Source organism: uncultured Thiodictyon sp., from assembly GCF_903828115.1.
In the GTDB taxonomy this organism is placed as follows: Bacteria; Pseudomonadota; Gammaproteobacteria; order Chromatiales; family Chromatiaceae; genus Thiodictyon.
In genome coordinates this window covers 1-15,735 of record NZ_CAIKKU010000798.1, presented here as the reverse complement: position 1 = coordinate 15,735, position 15,735 = coordinate 1, and the positions used below count along the sequence as shown (strand labels likewise).

Annotated in this window: 13 protein-coding genes; 8 read left to right on the top strand and 5 right to left on the bottom strand. The window is 68.8% G+C overall.

All coding sequences use genetic code 11. From position 1 onward, the window contains the following. Nucleotides 1-672, bottom strand: a 672-nt coding sequence (locus QZY48_RS29415; RefSeq protein WP_366929806.1) for a haloacid dehalogenase-like hydrolase, incomplete at its 3' end; no start/stop codon positions are given. 510 nt (nucleotides 673-1,182) lie between these two features. Here QZY48_RS29415 and QZY48_RS29410 point away from each other — a divergent pair. Beyond that, on the top strand, nucleotides 1,183-3,636 hold the full coding sequence (locus tag QZY48_RS29410; RefSeq protein ID WP_295437335.1) for a penicillin acylase family protein: 2,454 nt from the start codon (nucleotides 1,183-1,185) through the stop codon (nucleotides 3,634-3,636). 593 nt (nucleotides 3,637-4,229) lie between these two features. Here QZY48_RS29410 and QZY48_RS29405 read toward each other — a convergent pair. Then, nucleotides 4,230-5,225, bottom strand: a complete 996-nt coding sequence (locus QZY48_RS29405) for a hypothetical protein (protein WP_295437334.1) — start codon at nucleotides 5,223-5,225, stop codon at nucleotides 4,230-4,232. Between the two features lie 147 nt (nucleotides 5,226-5,372). Here QZY48_RS29405 and QZY48_RS29400 point away from each other — a divergent pair, with 147 nt between their 5' ends. Further along, nucleotides 5,373-5,963 carry a YqiA/YcfP family alpha/beta fold hydrolase gene (locus tag QZY48_RS29400; RefSeq protein ID WP_295437333.1) on the top strand — a complete coding sequence of 197 codons (591 nt, stop codon included), beginning with the start codon at nucleotides 5,373-5,375 and terminating at the stop codon, nucleotides 5,961-5,963. A gap of 228 nt (nucleotides 5,964-6,191) precedes the next feature. On the opposite strand, the gene QZY48_RS29395 is transcribed toward QZY48_RS29400, so the two are convergent. Then, nucleotides 6,192-7,412, bottom strand: a complete 1,221-nt coding sequence (locus tag QZY48_RS29395; protein ID WP_295437331.1) for a TraB/GumN family protein — start codon at nucleotides 7,410-7,412, stop codon at nucleotides 6,192-6,194. 166 nt (nucleotides 7,413-7,578) lie between these two features. Here QZY48_RS29395 and QZY48_RS29390 point away from each other — a divergent pair, with 166 nt between their 5' ends. The 6 genes from QZY48_RS29390 (at nucleotide 7,579) to hisS (ending at nucleotide 14,794) form a co-directional block, all read left to right on the top strand. Continuing rightward, a complete protein-coding gene (locus QZY48_RS29390; RefSeq protein WP_295437330.1) occupies nucleotides 7,579-7,992 on the top strand; it encodes a hypothetical protein in 414 nt (137 codons plus the stop codon). Nucleotides 7,993-8,135: 143 nt separating this feature from the next. Next, nucleotides 8,136-9,062, top strand: coding sequence for a D-hexose-6-phosphate mutarotase (locus tag QZY48_RS29385; RefSeq protein WP_295437328.1), 927 nt, complete (start codon nucleotides 8,136-8,138; stop codon nucleotides 9,060-9,062). Further along, the gene (gene glnE, locus QZY48_RS29380) at nucleotides 9,062-11,929 is read left to right on the top strand and encodes a bifunctional [glutamate--ammonia ligase]-adenylyl-L-tyrosine phosphorylase/[glutamate--ammonia-ligase] adenylyltransferase (RefSeq protein ID WP_295437327.1); all 2,868 of its coding nucleotides are present in this window, start codon (nucleotides 9,062-9,064) and stop codon (nucleotides 11,927-11,929) included. The genes QZY48_RS29385 and glnE overlap by 1 nt, the downstream gene beginning before the upstream one ends. 66 nt (nucleotides 11,930-11,995) lie before the next feature. Continuing rightward, the gene (locus QZY48_RS29375) at nucleotides 11,996-12,919 is read left to right on the top strand and encodes a branched-chain amino acid transaminase (RefSeq protein WP_295437325.1); all 924 of its coding nucleotides are present in this window, start codon (nucleotides 11,996-11,998) and stop codon (nucleotides 12,917-12,919) included. A 35-nt stretch (nucleotides 12,920-12,954) separates the two neighbouring features. Next, on the top strand, nucleotides 12,955-13,182 hold the full coding sequence (locus QZY48_RS29370; RefSeq protein ID WP_295437323.1) for a zinc-finger domain-containing protein: 228 nt from the start codon (nucleotides 12,955-12,957) through the stop codon (nucleotides 13,180-13,182). 208 nt (nucleotides 13,183-13,390) lie between these two features. Beyond that, nucleotides 13,391-14,794 (top strand): histidine--tRNA ligase, encoded by a 1,404-nt coding sequence (gene hisS / locus QZY48_RS29365; protein ID WP_295437321.1) that lies wholly within the window; start codon nucleotides 13,391-13,393, stop codon nucleotides 14,792-14,794. A 60-nt stretch (nucleotides 14,795-14,854) separates the two neighbouring features. Here the strand turns inward: hisS and QZY48_RS29360 are convergent, their stop codons facing one another. Then, on the bottom strand, nucleotides 14,855-15,031 hold the full coding sequence (locus tag QZY48_RS29360) for a hypothetical protein (protein ID WP_295437319.1): 177 nt from the start codon (nucleotides 15,029-15,031) through the stop codon (nucleotides 14,855-14,857). 264 nt (nucleotides 15,032-15,295) lie between these two features. Beyond that, entirely contained in the window at nucleotides 15,296-15,619 is a 324-nt protein-coding gene (locus QZY48_RS29355; protein WP_295437318.1) for a DNA-binding transcriptional regulator, read from the bottom strand. Nucleotides 15,620-15,735: the final 116 nt, after the last annotated feature.

Here is a 15,735-nt window from a genome sequence, read left to right as displayed (position 1 = left end):
CGACGATCTGGCGCAACACCTCATACTGTCCCTCGTTGATCTTCTTTGGCCGACCACCTTTCGACATCGTTGCGCGCCTCGTTCTTGTAAACTCGCGCAAGAATATCGGCCAGGTAGATTTTGTCTATACCCTCTCAGCAATTCATGGGGAAGGTCGTTGCGCGCCAATGCGGAGCGTACTCCCGGTTGCGGATTCACGACGATGGCGCGCCGGGCATGGCGCCAGACCGCGAGATCCTTCCTGGCATCGCCCACATAGTCGAATCCCCTCTCGCCGTACAGCCCGACCAGTCGCTCGGCCTTTTGCCGAGCGGAAAGGTTGGTGGTGGCGTCGCTGGCGTGCACCGCGTCGAAGATCCCCAAGTGCAGGGCGATCTGCTCGGCATACTTGCGGTTCGACGCGGTGGCAAGCACCACGGGCCGCCCCGCCGCCTTGGCCGTCTGCGCCAGGGCCAGTACCGCCGGGTCGTAGGGAAGCAGGTCGATGCGCAGTTCGGCCAGCTCGGCCAAGCGTTGCTTGAGGTGTGCCCGGCCCTGCACGAGCCCAAACAGGGCCGCGATTGCCCCGACGGGCCGGTCCTTGACCGCCTTGAGGCCCGACTCCAGCAGCAGGTCGGTGCGCACCAGGGTCTGGTCGAGGTCGATACAGAGCGCTACGGTAGTCTCGTCCATACCCTCGCTGTGACCTCGGAGCGTGATGCGAACGGCAAGCGGTCCGAGCGCCGCGTCTCGCGGGACTGATAGGCTGCCGGTCGCCGACGGTGGTGGATTGCTGCGCCTTGCTCGCCGGTTGAAAGGCGCACGGCGGCAAGCGGGGAATCATACCCCCTCGAGCGCAGTTAAGGTGCAGCATCTGGGGTGCGATTAGAACCGATGTGTTAACACACATGTCGTAAGGAATCCATCGCGTACCCGCAAGCTGCCTCGACCGCCGGAGCCGGGTACGCGATGCGTACCCTACAGCTACGGCTACCGGACGTTCTCACGGACCGGGCGTCGTTGTCGTTGTCGTAATCGGGGTCGTATTATGCGATTACGCCAACGACAACGACAACGACAGCGTACCCGGGATCTCGGTCACCACATCAGTTCTGATCGCACCCCAGCATCTTCCCCCACTGGACAAGCCGCGCGGGGCGTGTTTTTCTCTTGAGTCCCGATCCTCCCGCCCCGAGTCTCGCCATGCTCAGACGCCTCTTGATCACCGCCGCCGCGCTCCTGCTGATCCTGCCCCTGGTGGGCGGCGGCGTGCTGTACTGGGTGCTCAAACGCGCCGAGCCGCCCTACTCCGGCGAGGTCCGGGTCCCGGGCCTGGACGCACCGGTCGCGGTCCGCTTCGGGCCCCACGCGGTGCCCAGCATCCAGGCGGACTCCACCCACGACCTGCTGTTCGCCCAGGGTTACCTGGTGGCCGGCGAGCGGATGTGGCAGATGGACCTGATGCGCCGCCTGGCCGACGGGCGACTGGCGGAGGTCTTCGGGCCGGACGCGCTGGACGCCGACCGGCTGTTCCGGACCCTGGGACTCAACACCGCGGCGCGGCGCGCCCTGGCTGAGTTGGAGGCGCCCGAGCGCGCCCTGCTCAGCGCTTATGCCGACGGGGTGAACGCCTATCGCGCCCAGGCGGCGCACCGGCTGCCCATCGAGTATCTGCTCGCCGGTTTCGCGCCCGCACCCTGGCGGCCCGAGGACAGCCTGCTGATCGGCGCCTACATGGCCTTCACCCAGACCTTCAATCTCAAGGAGGAACTGACCTATCTGCGCATGGCACAGCGCTTGGGCCGCGAGCGGGCGCGCGAGCTCTTTCCCACCGACGAGGGCGTACCGGCCCCGGCGGTGCCGCCCGAACTGCCGGACCGGCCGCTCGGTACACCGGGCGGGAGCGCCGGGGCCGCGAACCCGGCCGCCCTGGCTGCGCTGCTGGACGCGCCCGCGCGCTTCGGCCTGCCGGTGCCCGGAGCGGCCAGCAACGCCTGGGCGGTCACGGGCGTGCGCACCGCCGACGGCCGGGCCCTGCTCGCCAATGATCCCCACCTGCCCCCGGCGATGCCCGGCACCTGGTACGAATTGGAGCTGATCGGGCCCGACCTGCATGTGGCCGGGCTCGCCCTGCCCGGGGTGCCGCTGGTGCTGATCGGCCACAACGCCGACCTCGCCTGGGGCCTCACCAGCGCCATTGCCGACACCCAGGACCTGTTCCTGGAGCGCCCCACCGCGGACGGGGAGCATGTGGAGCGGGCCGGCGGGCCGCCGGAGGCGATCAGCACCCGGGTGCAGCGCATCGAGGTCAAGGGCGCGCCGGTGGTGGAACTGGCGCTGCGCCGCACCAGCCGCGGGACCATCCTCAATGACCTGCTCGCCCGCCCGCCGGGGATGGAACCGGGGTCGCTCCCGGCCGTCGCCAGCCGCGACCTGCTCGCCCTGAGCCAGGTGACGGACCCACCGGACCGCAGCCTGGCCGCGCTGGCCGGGCTCGCCCGGGCGCGCACCCTGTCGGCGGCGCACGGCGCCGGCTGGGATTTTCGCGCCGTGGCCCAGAACCTGATGCTCGCCCATCGCGACGGGGGTATCGCCTGGCAGGTCACCGGGCTGCTGCCGCACCGCGCCAAGGGCGCCGGGACCTTTCCCGCCCCTGGCTGGGTGGCGGGCTACGGCTGGGACGGCCTGGTCCCCCAACGGCGGAACCCGACCCTGACCGATCCCCCGGGGGCCGCGCTCATCACCGCCAACAATCGCACCATCCCGCTGGACTACGCGGTGAACCTCAGTCACTCCTGGCTCGCGCCCTACCGCGCCCAGCGGATCGCAGAGCGGCTGGCGGCGGCCACGGCGCTCGATCCCGCCGCCATGGCCGCCATCCAGACCGACCGCCTGAGCATCCAGGCACGCCTGACCCAGCAAGCCCTGCGCCGCATCGAGCCCGAGCTGCGCGCCGCCGACCCCGCCGCCTGGGACATCGCCGCGCGCGACCTGTTGCCCTGGGACTGCGTCATGGATGGAGCGAGTCGCGCCGCCGCACTCTATGCCCTCCTGGAGCCGGCCCTGTGGCGGGCCATCTATGGGGACGAGTTAGGGGAGGACCTGGAACCCCTGACGTCGCTCGCCTACCTCAGCTACAACTCCCTGCAGGAAACCCTGCGCACCGGTGAGTCCGGCTTCTGGGACGATGTAGGCACCCCCGCGGTCGAGTCACCCGCGCAGATCTGGGGCCGCGCCTTGCGCGCCGCCGCGGCGGACCTGGCGGCCGCCCGGCCCGATCCCCGTGACCAGCGGCTCGACCGGTTGCGCACCCTCACCTTCCCCCACGCCTTCCACGGCCTGCCGCTCCTGGGGCGCCTCTTCGATGTCGGCCCCATCGGGGTCGGCGGCGCGGCCGATACGCTCAATGTGATGAAGTCGTCGCCGCAGGACCCCGGTCGCGGACTGGTGATACCGTCCATGCGGGCGGTCCAGGTGCCCGCGGACTGGGGCCAGACCCGGGGCACCCTGCCGCTCGGCCAATCCGGTCACCGCCTCTCACCCTATCGCACCGACCAACTCGACGACTGGTTGGCCGGCCGCGGCCACCCCTGGCCCTGGAACGGACCGCCCGCGCAGGAGACTAAGGGCGTGCTGGTGTTACGGCCGGCGGGGTAGTGAGACCCCGGGAGCGCCGGGTACCAACTCGGCATCGCCTTCGATACGGCCAACGCGGTCACCAGCGCCATGATCGTCAGCGGGGGCTACGTTACCCCCGGGGAATCGCCCTGCACAGCGGGACCTCGCCGTCCTGGACCATCCCCGACTCACTCGGCACCCGCTTCCTGGTCCCGACCTTTCAGTCCACTTACAGCGCCGACTCGGCCACCACCGGCCGGCCCGGCAGCGCGGTCACCCTGGGGCATGACGCGAACTTTCCCCCGACCTCAGGCAATCCGCGCGGCACCATCCAACTGGCCTGTTTTGAACGGCGGTGCGCCACCGGCGCCGGCCGTTGCGCAACAGATGGTTGAAGCTTTACCGCAAAAAACAGGCGCGCAGCGACACTGTGGGAGCGGCTTCAGCCGCGACGAGGCCACGCAAAGTGCCGCAGCGTCGCAGGTTACCGCGGCGTCGCATCGCGGCTGAAGCCGCTCCCACCGGGTTCCGTCCTGACTTTCACGGTTAGCCTCGACCCGCGGTGGGGATTTTGTCACGCATCAATGCGGAGGCTCTTTTGATGCCTTTGCGTCGGCATTGATCACGATGCCCTATTCGGGACCCGCCGGCCACACCCGCGCCAGCAGCGCGATCAGGTCGGCATCCTGGCGGGCGGCGAGCGCCGCGCTCAGGCGTTGGCGCAGGCGCTCGTTGCCGCGATAGGCGGTCAGGTCGCGCAGGACACGCTCGGCGATGCGGTGCTCCCCGTCGGCAACCAGGGACAGCAGCCAGTCGAAGGCGGCCTCACTGCGATGCAGGGCCGCGCCCTTGAGCAGGACCTGTACGGACGCGCCCTTGTAGGGCTCGGCGTCCCAGCGGGTCCGCAACTCGGTGAGCGCCTCCGGGAGCCGGGACTCGCCCAGGGCCAGGGCCGCCAGTTCGCGCAGCGTGGGGTCGCCGCGGTCCAGGAAGGTCCCGACGAAGGCGGCGCAGGGGGCCGCGTCCAGCCGCAGCAGGGCGAGCAGGCAGGCGCCCGTGACCTCGGGCTCGGGGTCGCCGGACTGGGCCTTGGTGCGCAGGACGGACTCCGCGGCGAGCGGCTCGCAGCAGGCGATGGCGTCCATCACCCCGGCCCGCACCCGGGGCTCCGGGTCCGCCAGGAGGCGGGTGAGCTCGGGCAGGGCGCGGGCATAGGCGGTCGCGGCCAGACCCATGGCGCAGGTCACGCGGCAGTCGAGCGCGGTATCCTGGCTGCCGCCCCAGGCGGGTTCGAGTTGGCGCAGGCGGATGCCGGCCAGGAAGAACTCGACATTGGCGCAGTCCAAGGCGACCAGGGCGCGGGCGATGGCGCCCTTGGCGGTGCACTGGGGGTCCTGGGTGTGGGGTCCGTTCGCCAGTCGGCGGAAGGCGGCGATCAGGTCCGGCTCCAGTGGGTAGAGGAGCCCGTCGCCCGCATACCCCGCCGCGGCGGCGACCAGGCGGTAGTTGGGATCGGCCAGGGCCGGACGCAGGGTCTCGAGGGTCGCCCCGCCATCCGCCACGGCCGCCCGCAGCCCGGCCAGGCGCTCGGTCAGGCGGTTGTCGGCGTCGATCCGGCATTTTGCCATGACTGCACCAGTGGTTAGGGGTTAGGGGCCGGTGGTCAGTATGATGCAAGGCTGCGCCGAGGTCTCCTGCCTCTGCGCCGCCCATCGCCACCAGCTACCCGTAGCTCGCAGCCAGCCACTGACCACTGACCACTGACCACTGACAAAATGCTCGTCTATCTCCACGGACTCAACAGTTCCGGCCGCTCGGCCAAGGCCGCGGCCCTGCGTGAACGCCTCTCGCCCTACCCGGTGCTGGCACCGGACTACCCGGCCCATCGCCCGCAGGCCGCGGTGGCGCGCCTCACGGCCTTTTTTACGGACCTGGGGCCGGCGTGCCCGGCCGTCGTCGGCAGTTCCATGGGCGGATTCTACGGTCAATGGCTGGCGCGCCGCTTCGCCTTCTCGCATCTGTTCCTGATCAACCCGGCCCTGACCCCCTGGGACCTGCTCCCTCCCCACCTGGGCGAGACCATGACCACGGCGGACGGGGAGACCTACCAAATCACCCGCGAGTTGGTCGAGGCCACCCGCGCCTACGGCCTCGCCGACCCCTGCGACCGGGTGCCGACCACGCTCTTCCTGGATCGCGGCGACGAGGTGATCGACTATCGGATCGCCCAGTCACACTACCGTCGCTGCGGTCGGCTGCTGATCTGGGACGGGGGGGACCACGCCTTCCAGCACCTGGACGAGGCGATCGACTGCATCCGCGCGCACCTGAGCACGCGGCGCCGGGAGTCGCAGCAGGGGGGCTGAGCAACGAGTCAGGAACAAGTGAAACGCAATCGTTGTCGTTGTCGTTGTCGCTATCGTTGTCGTTGTCGTGATCGCAGAAGCGATGCAATTTGCGGTGCGGGAAAATCCGCGGCGCTACGATAACCTCGATTACGATTACGATTACGACAACGACAACGACAACGACAACGACAACGGCGCGAAGAGCCCGTAGGGTCCGCTGTGCGGACCGAGCCACCGGGGCCAGGCTCAGGCAAGCAGCCGTTTGGCGATGTGGACCCCGCCCACATAGGTCCCGAGCGCCGCCCCCAGGCTGCTCAGCAGGAAGACGACGAAGACCCGCGCCACCCGGTTGCGCCACCAGCCGCCGAGGGTCGCGGCATCGGTGCGCAGGCGGCTGAAGTCCCCCACGCTCGGCGCCCGCAGCCACAGCTCCACCGCCCCGGTGACCATCCCGGCGCCGATGGCCGGGTGCAGCGTGGTGAGTGGTGCCGCGAGAAAGCCGGCCGCGATGGTCAGCGGGTGAGCACCGGCGATCAGGGTGCCCAGGGCGCAGAGCCCGCCGGTGATCAGGACCCAGGAGAGCACCAGGTCCCAGCCCAGTTGCGGACTCTGCACGAAGCCCCAGGCGAGCCCGCCCAGCACCAGCACCAACACCAGCCAGGGCAGGACGGACGGCCCGCGGCGCGGCGGCGGCACCTGTTCCAGGTCCCGCAGGCAGGCCTGCAGGTCCCCCGGGGCCGCGTCCAGGTCGCGGGCGATGCCGGCCAGGTGGCCGGCCCCCACCACGGCCAGCACGCGCCGCGCCCCGACGCGCTCCGCCTCCAGGCGCAGCTTGGCGGCCATGTAGCGGTCACGCTCGGCGATCAGCGGGACGAAGAGGTCCGCTCGGTCCTGGGCGAATTCGGCGAAGGCGGTCTCGAGCACATCCCCCTCCTTGAGCCGCTCCACCTCGTCCGCGGTGACCTTCTCGCCGGAGAGCAGGGCCGTCAGGAGCCCGGCGAAGAGGGTGGTGCGCCGCCACCAGCCCAGGCGCGCGGCGATGCGTCTGAAGGTCACGCCGATCTCGCGGTCGATCAGGAGCAGGGGCAGCCCCCGCTCCTGGGCCATGCGCACGGCGATGCGCTGCTCGGCACCGGGCTCGATGTCGAACTGGTCGGCCAGGCGCTGCTGATAGGCGGCCAGCGCCAGGTTGGCCACGACCATGTAGACCCGCCCCTGGCGGATGACCGAAAAGAGATCCATGCGGGCCAGTGCCGCAGGGTCGGTCAGGGCGGCGAAGCGGCTGCGGCACAGTTCCACCGCCACCGCGTCGTAATCGCCGCCCTCGATCAGCCGACTGACCTGCGCGACGCTGACCCGCGACACATGGGCGGTGCCCAGCAGCGTGACGCGGGCCGCACCGATGGTGCGCTCGCACTGGGGCTGCGCCGCCGGGGCGATGGGCGTGGCACTGGGCGGTTGCGGCATGGATGGGTCCTGGTCGGGCGGGCGCGAGGCGTGGCCGCGCCATCATACGCCGGCGCCACGTTGGTGGGCTTGGGGCGATGCCGTAGAATCGCCGTCAGCCCCAGGGTGGCCATGTCGATCGCGCCGCCGCGCCGGGGTGCTCCCCTTACCATGCCGAGGAACCAGGATGAACCCCCAACCCGTCGGCCGACTGATGCTCGTGCTAGCGCTCTGCGCCCTGGTGGGCGGCGGTTGCGTCATCATGAACGACAAGCGCGCCCTGGCCCTGCAGGCCGCGACCTCCCGCTACGAGTCCGCCATTCGCTGGGGCTATTTCGAGACCGCTTACGGCTTCGTGGACCCCGCCTTGCGCAAGGACAAGGACCTGCCGGCCCTGTACAAGGACCTGCGCCTCACGGGCTACGAGGTCGTACAGCAGCCCCTGGAGGCGGACAAGGGCAAGGCGACCCAGATCGTCACCATCGACTACCTCCATGAAGACCGGCAGAGCATGATGACCCTTACCGACCGCCAAGTCTGGCGGTATGACAAAGACCTCAAGAACTGGTGGCTGGTCTCCGGACTCCCTGCGTTCAAATAGGGCGTCCAACTAGGGCGTTCAACCAGCGATCGGCAGGCGCGCGGCGCCCCGGCCCTTCCCGTTTCCGCTCGTCGGGGGTACCCTCCCGCTTTAGCGCCCCGCGCCGGCACCCGCGGCCGGCGCCCAACTCCGGAGGCTTCAGGTTGGATATCGACGCACTCAATGCCGACTTCGGGCTCCCCGGGACCCTGCGCATCGCCGCGGGACGCGGCGGCCTGACCATGATCGAGGTCTACAACGGCCTGGCCAACGCCCTGATCTCGACCCACGGCGGGCAGGTCCTGTCCTACTGCCCGGCGGGGGCACCGGATGACCTGCTGTTCGTCAGCGAGCGGGCCTGGTTCACCCCCGGCAAGGAGATCAAGGGCGGGGTCCCCATCTGCTGGCCCTGGTTCGGGGCGGACCCGGATACCGCGGACCTGGACGTACCGGACCGGGGTATCCATGGGTTCGCGCGCCGGCGGCCCTGGTCCATCCTCGCCACCGCCGCCCTGCCGAGCGGGGCCACCCGCGTCACCCTGGGCCTCGCGGACGATGCCGACACGCGCGTCCTGTGGCGCCATCACTTCAACCTGCTGGTGGAGATCACGGTGGGGTCGACCCTGACCGTGGAGTTGATCACCCGCAATGCCGGTGACCGATCCTTCCAGATCACCCAGGGCCTGCACAGCTATTTCCGGGTCGGTGACGCGACCCAGGCGCGGGTCCTGGGACTTGAGGGTTGCGACTATATCGACAAGGCGGCCGGGGCCAATGACGCCATCCTCACCCAGGACGGGCCGCTCATGGTGGCCGCCGAGGTCAACCGCATCTATGAGTCAGTGCCCCCGGTCCTGACCATCGAGGACCCGGTGCTCGCGCGGCGCATCCGTATCAGTAGCCGCCACAGCGCCACCACCGTGGTCTGGAACCCCTGGGTCGCGACCGCCCGCGCCATGGCGGACCTGGACGACCTGGACTACCGGATCATGCTGTGCGTGGAGACCGTCAACGCCGCCTCCGAGGTGATCGGGATACCGGGCGGCGGCGAGGCGCGGCTGGCGGCCGAGTACGCCATCGAGCCGCTGTGATGAGTGGACTGGCGGTACTGAGCGAGGCCCCCGACCGGCTCTGGCAGGAGTGGCTCGCATGGGCCCGGGCGCAGGGCCGGACCGACCCGCTCGCCGCCGACCTTACGGCCGTCAGGACGCGGGTCTGGGAGGCGAGCGAGTATTGCGCTCAGGGCGCCGCCCGCTACCCGGCGGACTTCGCGGCACTCCTGGACTGCGGCGACCTGGGGCGTGCCTATGCCCCCGGCGACCTCGCCGCCCGGGTCGCGGCGACCGTGGCCGCCGCGCTGCCCGGCCATCCGGACGAACCCGCCCTGCACCGCGCCCTGCGGGTGGTCCGGCGCCGCGAGCAGACCCGCATCATCTGGCGCGACATCGGCGGGCTCGCCGGGCTCGACGAGACCCTGGAGGACCTCTCGGAACTGGCCGACTGCTGCATCCGCACGGCCCTGGACCGGCTCCAGGACTGGACCCGGGCCGAACTCGGCATGCCCAGCGACGCGCAGGGTCGGCCGCAGTGCCTGCTGGTCATCGGCATGGGCAAGCTCGGGGCGCGCGAGCTCAACCTGTCATCGGACATCGACCTCATCTTCGCCTACCCCACCCAAGGCCAGGTGACGGACGGGCCGCGCCCGCTCGACCACCAGCAGTTCTTCGTGCGCCTGGCGCAGCGCCTGGTCCAGGCCCTGAACGCCCAGACTGCCGACGGCTTCGTCTTTCGCGTGGACACCAGGCTGCGCCCCTTCGGCGACTCCGGCCCCCTGGTCATGAGCCTGGACGCACTGGAGGACTACTACCAGTCCCAGGCGCGCGAGTGGGAGCGCTACGCCATGATCAAGGCGCGGGTGCTGACCGGCGACCCGGCCGCGGTCGCCGCCCTGGAGGACCTGCTGCGGCCCTTCGTCTATCGGCGCTATCTGGACTTCGGCTCCATCGAGTCGCTGCGCGAGATGAAGCAGATGATCGCCAAGGAACTGCACCGCAAGGGCATGGACGCCAACATCAAGCTCGGCCCCGGCGGCATCCGCGAGATCGAGTTCATCGGCCAGGCGCTCCAGTTGGTGCGCGGCGGCCGTGACCCGGCGCTCCAGGCCCGCCCCATCCGCCAGGTCCTGGCGCTGCTCGGCGAGCGCGACCTGCTGCCGGCCTCCGCCGTCCCCCACCTGGACGCCGCCTATTGCTTCCTGCGCCTGGTGGAGAACCGGCTCCAGGCCTACAAGGACAAGCAGACCCACCTGCTGCCGGCGGACGACCCGGGCCGCCTGCGTCTGGCGCGCGCCATGGGCTTCCCCGACTGGGGCGCCTTCGCGGCGGTGCTCGAGGGGCACCGGCGGCGCGTCCAGGGGCAGTTCGACCTGGTCTTCAGCGCCCCCCAGGGCGAGAGCGCGGGGCAGGACCCGGACCTGGTGGCGCTCTGGGACGGCTGCCTGGAGGAGTGCCGCGCCATGGAGATCCTGGCCGCCAACCACTTCAGCGCCCCCCAGGCGGCCCTGGTGCGCCTGACGGCCTTTCGCGAGGCCTGCGTCCGCAAGGGCCTGAGTTCCAGGGGTGCGCAGCGGCTTCATCAGTTGCTGCCCCTGACGCTGCAGGTCATCGCGGCCAGCGAGGCCCCGGATTTGGCCCTGGAGCGGGTGCTTAAGGTCCTGGAGGCGGTGGTGCGGCGGACCGCCTATCTGGCGATGCTGATCGAGCGGCCGATGGCGCTCGCCCAGCTCGCCCGGCTCACCGGCATGAGCCCCTGGATCGCGGAGCAGATCGTCCGCCAGCCGCTGCTGCTCGATGAGCTGATCGACCCGCGCCGGCTCTATGCCCTGCACCGCCGCGCCGATCTGGAGGTGGAGATCGAGGCCCTGCTCGCCCCCATCGACCCGGACGACCTGGAGCAACAGTTGGAGCGGCTGCGCCAGTTCGCACACGGCAACATCCTGCGGGTGGCCGCCGCGGACCTGACCGGCGGCGTGCCCCTGATGAAGGTCAGCGACTACCTGACCGAGATCGCCGAGGTCGCCGTCGGGCGGGTCCTGTCCCTGGCCTTCGCCCACCTGGCCGAGCGCCACGGCCGCCCCCCGGGGCTCGGCGCCGGGGACACCGGGGTCCTGGTCCTGGGCTACGGCAAGTTGGGGGGGCTGGAACTGGGCTACGGATCGGACCTGGATCTGGTCCTGCTCCACGGCGGCGACCAACCCGGCGCCGACACCGATGGCCCCAAGCCGACCAGCGCCGAGCAGTTCTACAACCGGCTCGGCCAGCGCCTGATCCACATGATCACCGCCCGCACCCCCGCCGGCATCCTCTACGAGGTCGACATGCGCCTGCGCCCGGACGGCAACAAGGGGATGCTGGTGCGCTCGCTCACCGCCTACGCCGACTACCAGGCGACGGCCGCCTGGACCTGGGAGCACCAGGCCCTGATCCGCGCCCGGCCGGTGGCCGGGGACCCCGGGCTCGCCGCGCGCTTCGCCGCCGTGCGCCGCGCCACCATCTGCCGCCCGCGCGACCCCGCGCAACTGCGCGAGGACGTCCGCGCCATGCGCCAACGGATGCGCGAGAGCCTGGACAAGGGCGGGCGCGGGCGCTTCGACCTCAAGCAGGGACGCGGCGGTATTGCCGATATCGAGTTTATGGTTCAATACTCGGTCCTGCGCTGGGCCGCCGCGCACCCGGCCCTGGCCGACTGGACGGACAACATCCGCCAGCTCGAGACCCTGGCGCGGCTGGACCTCCTGCCCGGCGCGACGGCCGCGGACCTCACGGCCGCCTACAAGGCCCTGCGCGGTGCCTATCACCGCAGCGCCCTGCAGGATCAGCCTAAGACGGTGCCGGACGACCAACTGCTTGCGGAGCGCGAGCATGTCAGCGGGCTGTGGCGCGAATTGATGGGGGACTGAGTTCCCGGCGAACCTTCTTTAGATTAACAGGGTGGGGCCATCGGCCCCACCCTTCGGAGTAGCATAATGGCAACGATGGCGGACCGTGACGGTCTGATCTGGCTGGACGGCGAGATGGTGCCCTGGCGTGAGGCCAAGGTCCATGTCCTCACCCACTCCCTGCACTACGGCATGGGCGTCTTCGAGGGGGTCCGTGCCTATGAGACCGATCGCGGCGCGGCCATCTTCCGCCTGGAGGACCACACCGAGCGGCTGTTCAACTCCGCCCACATCTTCGCCATGCCCATGCCCTGGGACCGCGCCACCCTGATCGCCGCCCAGCGCGCGGTGGTGCGCGAGAACAGGCTCGCCTCGGCCTACATCCGCCCCCTGTGCTTCTATGGCGCCGAGGGCATGGGCCTGCGTGCGGACAACCTCGAGGTCCATTGTGTCGTCGCCGCCTGGGAGTGGGGTTCCTATCTCGGCGAGGACAACATGAAGAACGGCATCCGCATCCGGGTCTCGTCCTTCAACCGGCACCATGTGAATGTCACCATGTGCCGCGCCAAGGCCACCGGCAGCTACGCCAACTCCATGCTGGCCCTGCAGGAGGCGGTGCGCGACGGCTATGACGAGGCCCTGCTGCTCGACACCTCCGGCCATGTCATGGAAGGCAGCGGCGAGAACGTCTTCATCGTGCGCGCCGGCGTCCTCTATACCCCGGACCTGACCTCCGCCCTGGACGGCATCACGCGGCGCACCGTCATCACACTGTGCGACGAACTGGGGCTCCAGGTGGTCGAGAAGCGGATCACCCGCGACGAGGTCTACATCGCCGACGAGGCCTTCTTCACCGGCACCGCCGCCGAGGTCACGCCGATCCGCGAGGTCGATGGCCGCCCCATCGGCAAGGGCGGGCGCGGCCCCATCACGGAGCGCCTCCAGGCACTCTATTTCGATCAGGTCCACGGTCGCCGGGACACCCACCCGGAATGGCTGGACCTGGTCTGAACCCGCGCCCCGCACCCGCACGACGGAGGACCCGCATGTCACCGGCCATCACCCCAACCCCGCTTGGGACCGCGCTACCCGCGGCCCCCGCCGCGGTGCAACCGCTCATCCCGGTCACCCGCGCCGAGCTGCCGCTCGCCTGCCCGCGCCCGGGGGACAGCCTCTGGGACATGCACCCCCGGGTCTACCTGCCGATCGCGGACGAGCCCGACCACGAGGCGATCTGCCCCTATTGCGGGGCGCGGTATCGGCTGATCGACTAGCCCCGGGGTGCGCCGGGCACCGCTCGGCGCGGCGCGTCCAGTCCATCCGGTTCGTCCATCCGGCGCACGGCTTCCCCTACACCTTCACTAACAGACTGGTAAAGGCCGGACGCGACTTTCCGCCCAATAAGCTCTTCACGCTGCGGGGAGGCGTCGCGTACCTCGGTGTTTTCATATCTTACCGGATTACTTGAGAGGTTCTGCCAGCGTGGCGAAATCAGCCCCATTGCCGATCAGCGGCTTTATTGAATTTCTTCCGGAACAGCAGTTGATTCTCCAGGAGTTCATCCGCCGTATCCGCGCGGCATACGAACTGCACGGCTTTTCTCCGATCGAGACCCCCGCGGTAGAGCGCGTCGAGGTGCTGACCTCCAAAGGCGGCGAGGCGGCGGAACGCGAGATTTACGCGATTTCGCGTTTGCTCGGGCAGCAGGACGGTGCCGAGGCCACGGATGCCAACCTCGCCCTGCATTTCGATCTGACCGTGCCTTTGGCGCGCTATGTCGCTTCCTACGCTTCACAACTCTCATTCCCTTTTCGACGGTATCAGATTCAGAAGGTCTGGCGAGGAGAACGGGCCCAGGCCGGGCGTTTCCGCGAATTCTACCAGTGCGATATCGATATCATCGGGCGCGAGCAACTCAGTCTGCTCGCCGACGCCGAAATGCCGGCCGTCATCTATGACGTCTTTCGCTCGCTTGCCATCGGTGAGTTCATTATTCGTATCAGCAACCGGAAGATTCTGCAAGGCCTCTTGAGACATTACGGAGTAGATCGGGATGCGAGCGCCGCCGGCCTGCGGGTTATCGATAAACTCGATCGCCATCCGCCGGCGGATTGGAACAAGGTACTTGTTGCACAAACGACGCTGTCCCCGGAAGTGGTAGAGCACGTTACGGGATTCTTTTTTGGTACCGGCGCCACCACGGGCGAGACCCTTCAGTGGTTGAATGATCATGACGCCAACGCGGATAAGGATTTCGCCTTGGGCGTAGAGGAATTGGGCGTCGTTGTCAAAGCGGTCGGCGAGCTTGGGGTGCCGGAGACCCATTTCAAGATCGACCTGCGTTTGGCGCGAGGTCTCGACTACTATACCGGCACGGTGTTTGAGACCTTGCTGGTGGGGCATGAGGCCATCGGGAGCATCTGCTCCGGCGGCCGCTATGATGATCTCACCGGTTTCTTTGCCGATGAAAGATTGCCCGGCGTGGGAATTTCAATCGGTCTGACGCGCCTGATGGCGCAGTTGCTTGACAAGAACATTGTCAAACCACGGGCCTCTACTCCGGCAAAGGTACTCGTCACGAGCCTCGACAAAAAGCACTTGCCGGACTATTTGAAGATCGCAAACGCCTTGCGCAGTGCGAACATCGCGACGGAGGTCTTCACCGAGGAAGCACGACTCGGCAAACAGTTGAAGTATGCACTGCGCAAAGGAATTCCGTTGGTAATCATCGCGGGAGACCAGGAGTTGTCGCAAGGGCAGGTCCAACTCAAGTATCTGACCGAGGACTTCGCGCAGAAAGATGTAGAGGAAATCCCGCTGCCGGAAATCGCAGCGCGGGTGACTGAGAAACTCCGGGTATTAGGCCTCTGCGGGATTGCGTGGTAGCGGCAACATGCTGGCTGCCTCGCCGGCGCTTGCGTCCGCTCGGACGAGCAGCGCTGGGACTTAACGGCATTGGGCAAAGGCCCCCGTGCGCCCGCGGGGATCGCGCCACCCGTCGACATCCTCCAGCGTCAGCGCCGACCAGTCGCAAGCCTCGACCTCCCGGGCGATCAGGCCCGAACCGGAGGTCGAGGCTTCAGCCGGATGGAAACGCCGACGGCGCACGGGGAATTCTTGCACAGTCTCGGCGCCTGGGAGCGCTACGCCGGCAGTTGGCGCCACTCTCGTTCCCACGGGCCGCGTCACTGCCATTAGGTTAAGCCTAACGTCGAGTCCGGCCCGGCCTGGGAGCGCCGCTCCCCAGTGCGGCGCGATCTCGCAAATAACCCCGTCGGTGTGGGTCGAGCAAAGGCCGCGCCGCACTGGGGTGCGGTGCTCCCAGTTGCCGTTGCGGCTTAACGTAATGGCGGTGTTTGGCCTCCTTCGTCGGCCCAACCTACGCACCTACAGCAAGGCATCGAGCCCTTTGTGATCCAGAATGCTCAATAGCTTCAGCGATGGACCGCTGGGGCGCCTGACACCGATCTCCCACTGCCGCACTGTCGATGCGCTCGTATTCAATACGCAGGCGAGCACGGTCTGGCTCAACTGGTAGCGCGCCCGCAAGGCGCGGATACCCTCGCCGGTATAGGCGGGGATGGGGTCCAGACACAGGGCATCGAAATGGCGCATGCGCCGCTTGTCGATGAAGCCGGCGACATGCAGGTCTTGGGCGGTTTCGTGGACCGCCGCGAGGAGGCGGCTGCCGTCTTTCATTTTGCTGGTCATCGCAGCCCTCGTCCAACGCACGCATCGCCTCGGGTGCGATCAGAACTGATGTGGTGGTCGAGATCCCGGGTACGCTGTCGTTGTCGTTGTCGTTGTCGTTGTCGTAATCGAATAAT

Excerpts from the sequence above, each read along its gene's own strand:
- QZY48_RS29395 (WP_295437331.1), bottom strand. The coding sequence starts at position 7,412 with ATGCCGCAACCGCCCAGTGCCACGCCCATCGCCCCGGCGGCGCAGCCC.
- QZY48_RS29370 (WP_295437323.1), top strand. The coding sequence starts at position 12,955 with ATGTCACCGGCCATCACCCCAACCCCGCTTGGGACCGCGCTACCCGCG.
- glnE (WP_295437327.1), top strand. The coding sequence starts at position 9,062 with ATGAGTGGACTGGCGGTACTGAGCGAGGCCCCCGACCGGCTCTGGCAG.
- QZY48_RS29405 (WP_295437334.1), bottom strand. The coding sequence starts at position 5,225 with ATGGCAAAATGCCGGATCGACGCCGACAACCGCCTGACCGAGCGCCTG.
- QZY48_RS29355 (WP_295437318.1), bottom strand. The coding sequence starts at position 15,619 with ATGACCAGCAAAATGAAAGACGGCAGCCGCCTCCTCGCGGCGGTCCAC.
- QZY48_RS29410 (WP_295437335.1), top strand. The coding sequence starts at position 1,183 with ATGCTCAGACGCCTCTTGATCACCGCCGCCGCGCTCCTGCTGATCCTG.
- QZY48_RS29400 (WP_295437333.1), top strand. The coding sequence starts at position 5,373 with ATGCTCGTCTATCTCCACGGACTCAACAGTTCCGGCCGCTCGGCCAAG.
- QZY48_RS29375 (WP_295437325.1), top strand. The coding sequence starts at position 11,996 with ATGGCAACGATGGCGGACCGTGACGGTCTGATCTGGCTGGACGGCGAG.
- QZY48_RS29390 (WP_295437330.1), top strand. The coding sequence starts at position 7,579 with ATGAACCCCCAACCCGTCGGCCGACTGATGCTCGTGCTAGCGCTCTGC.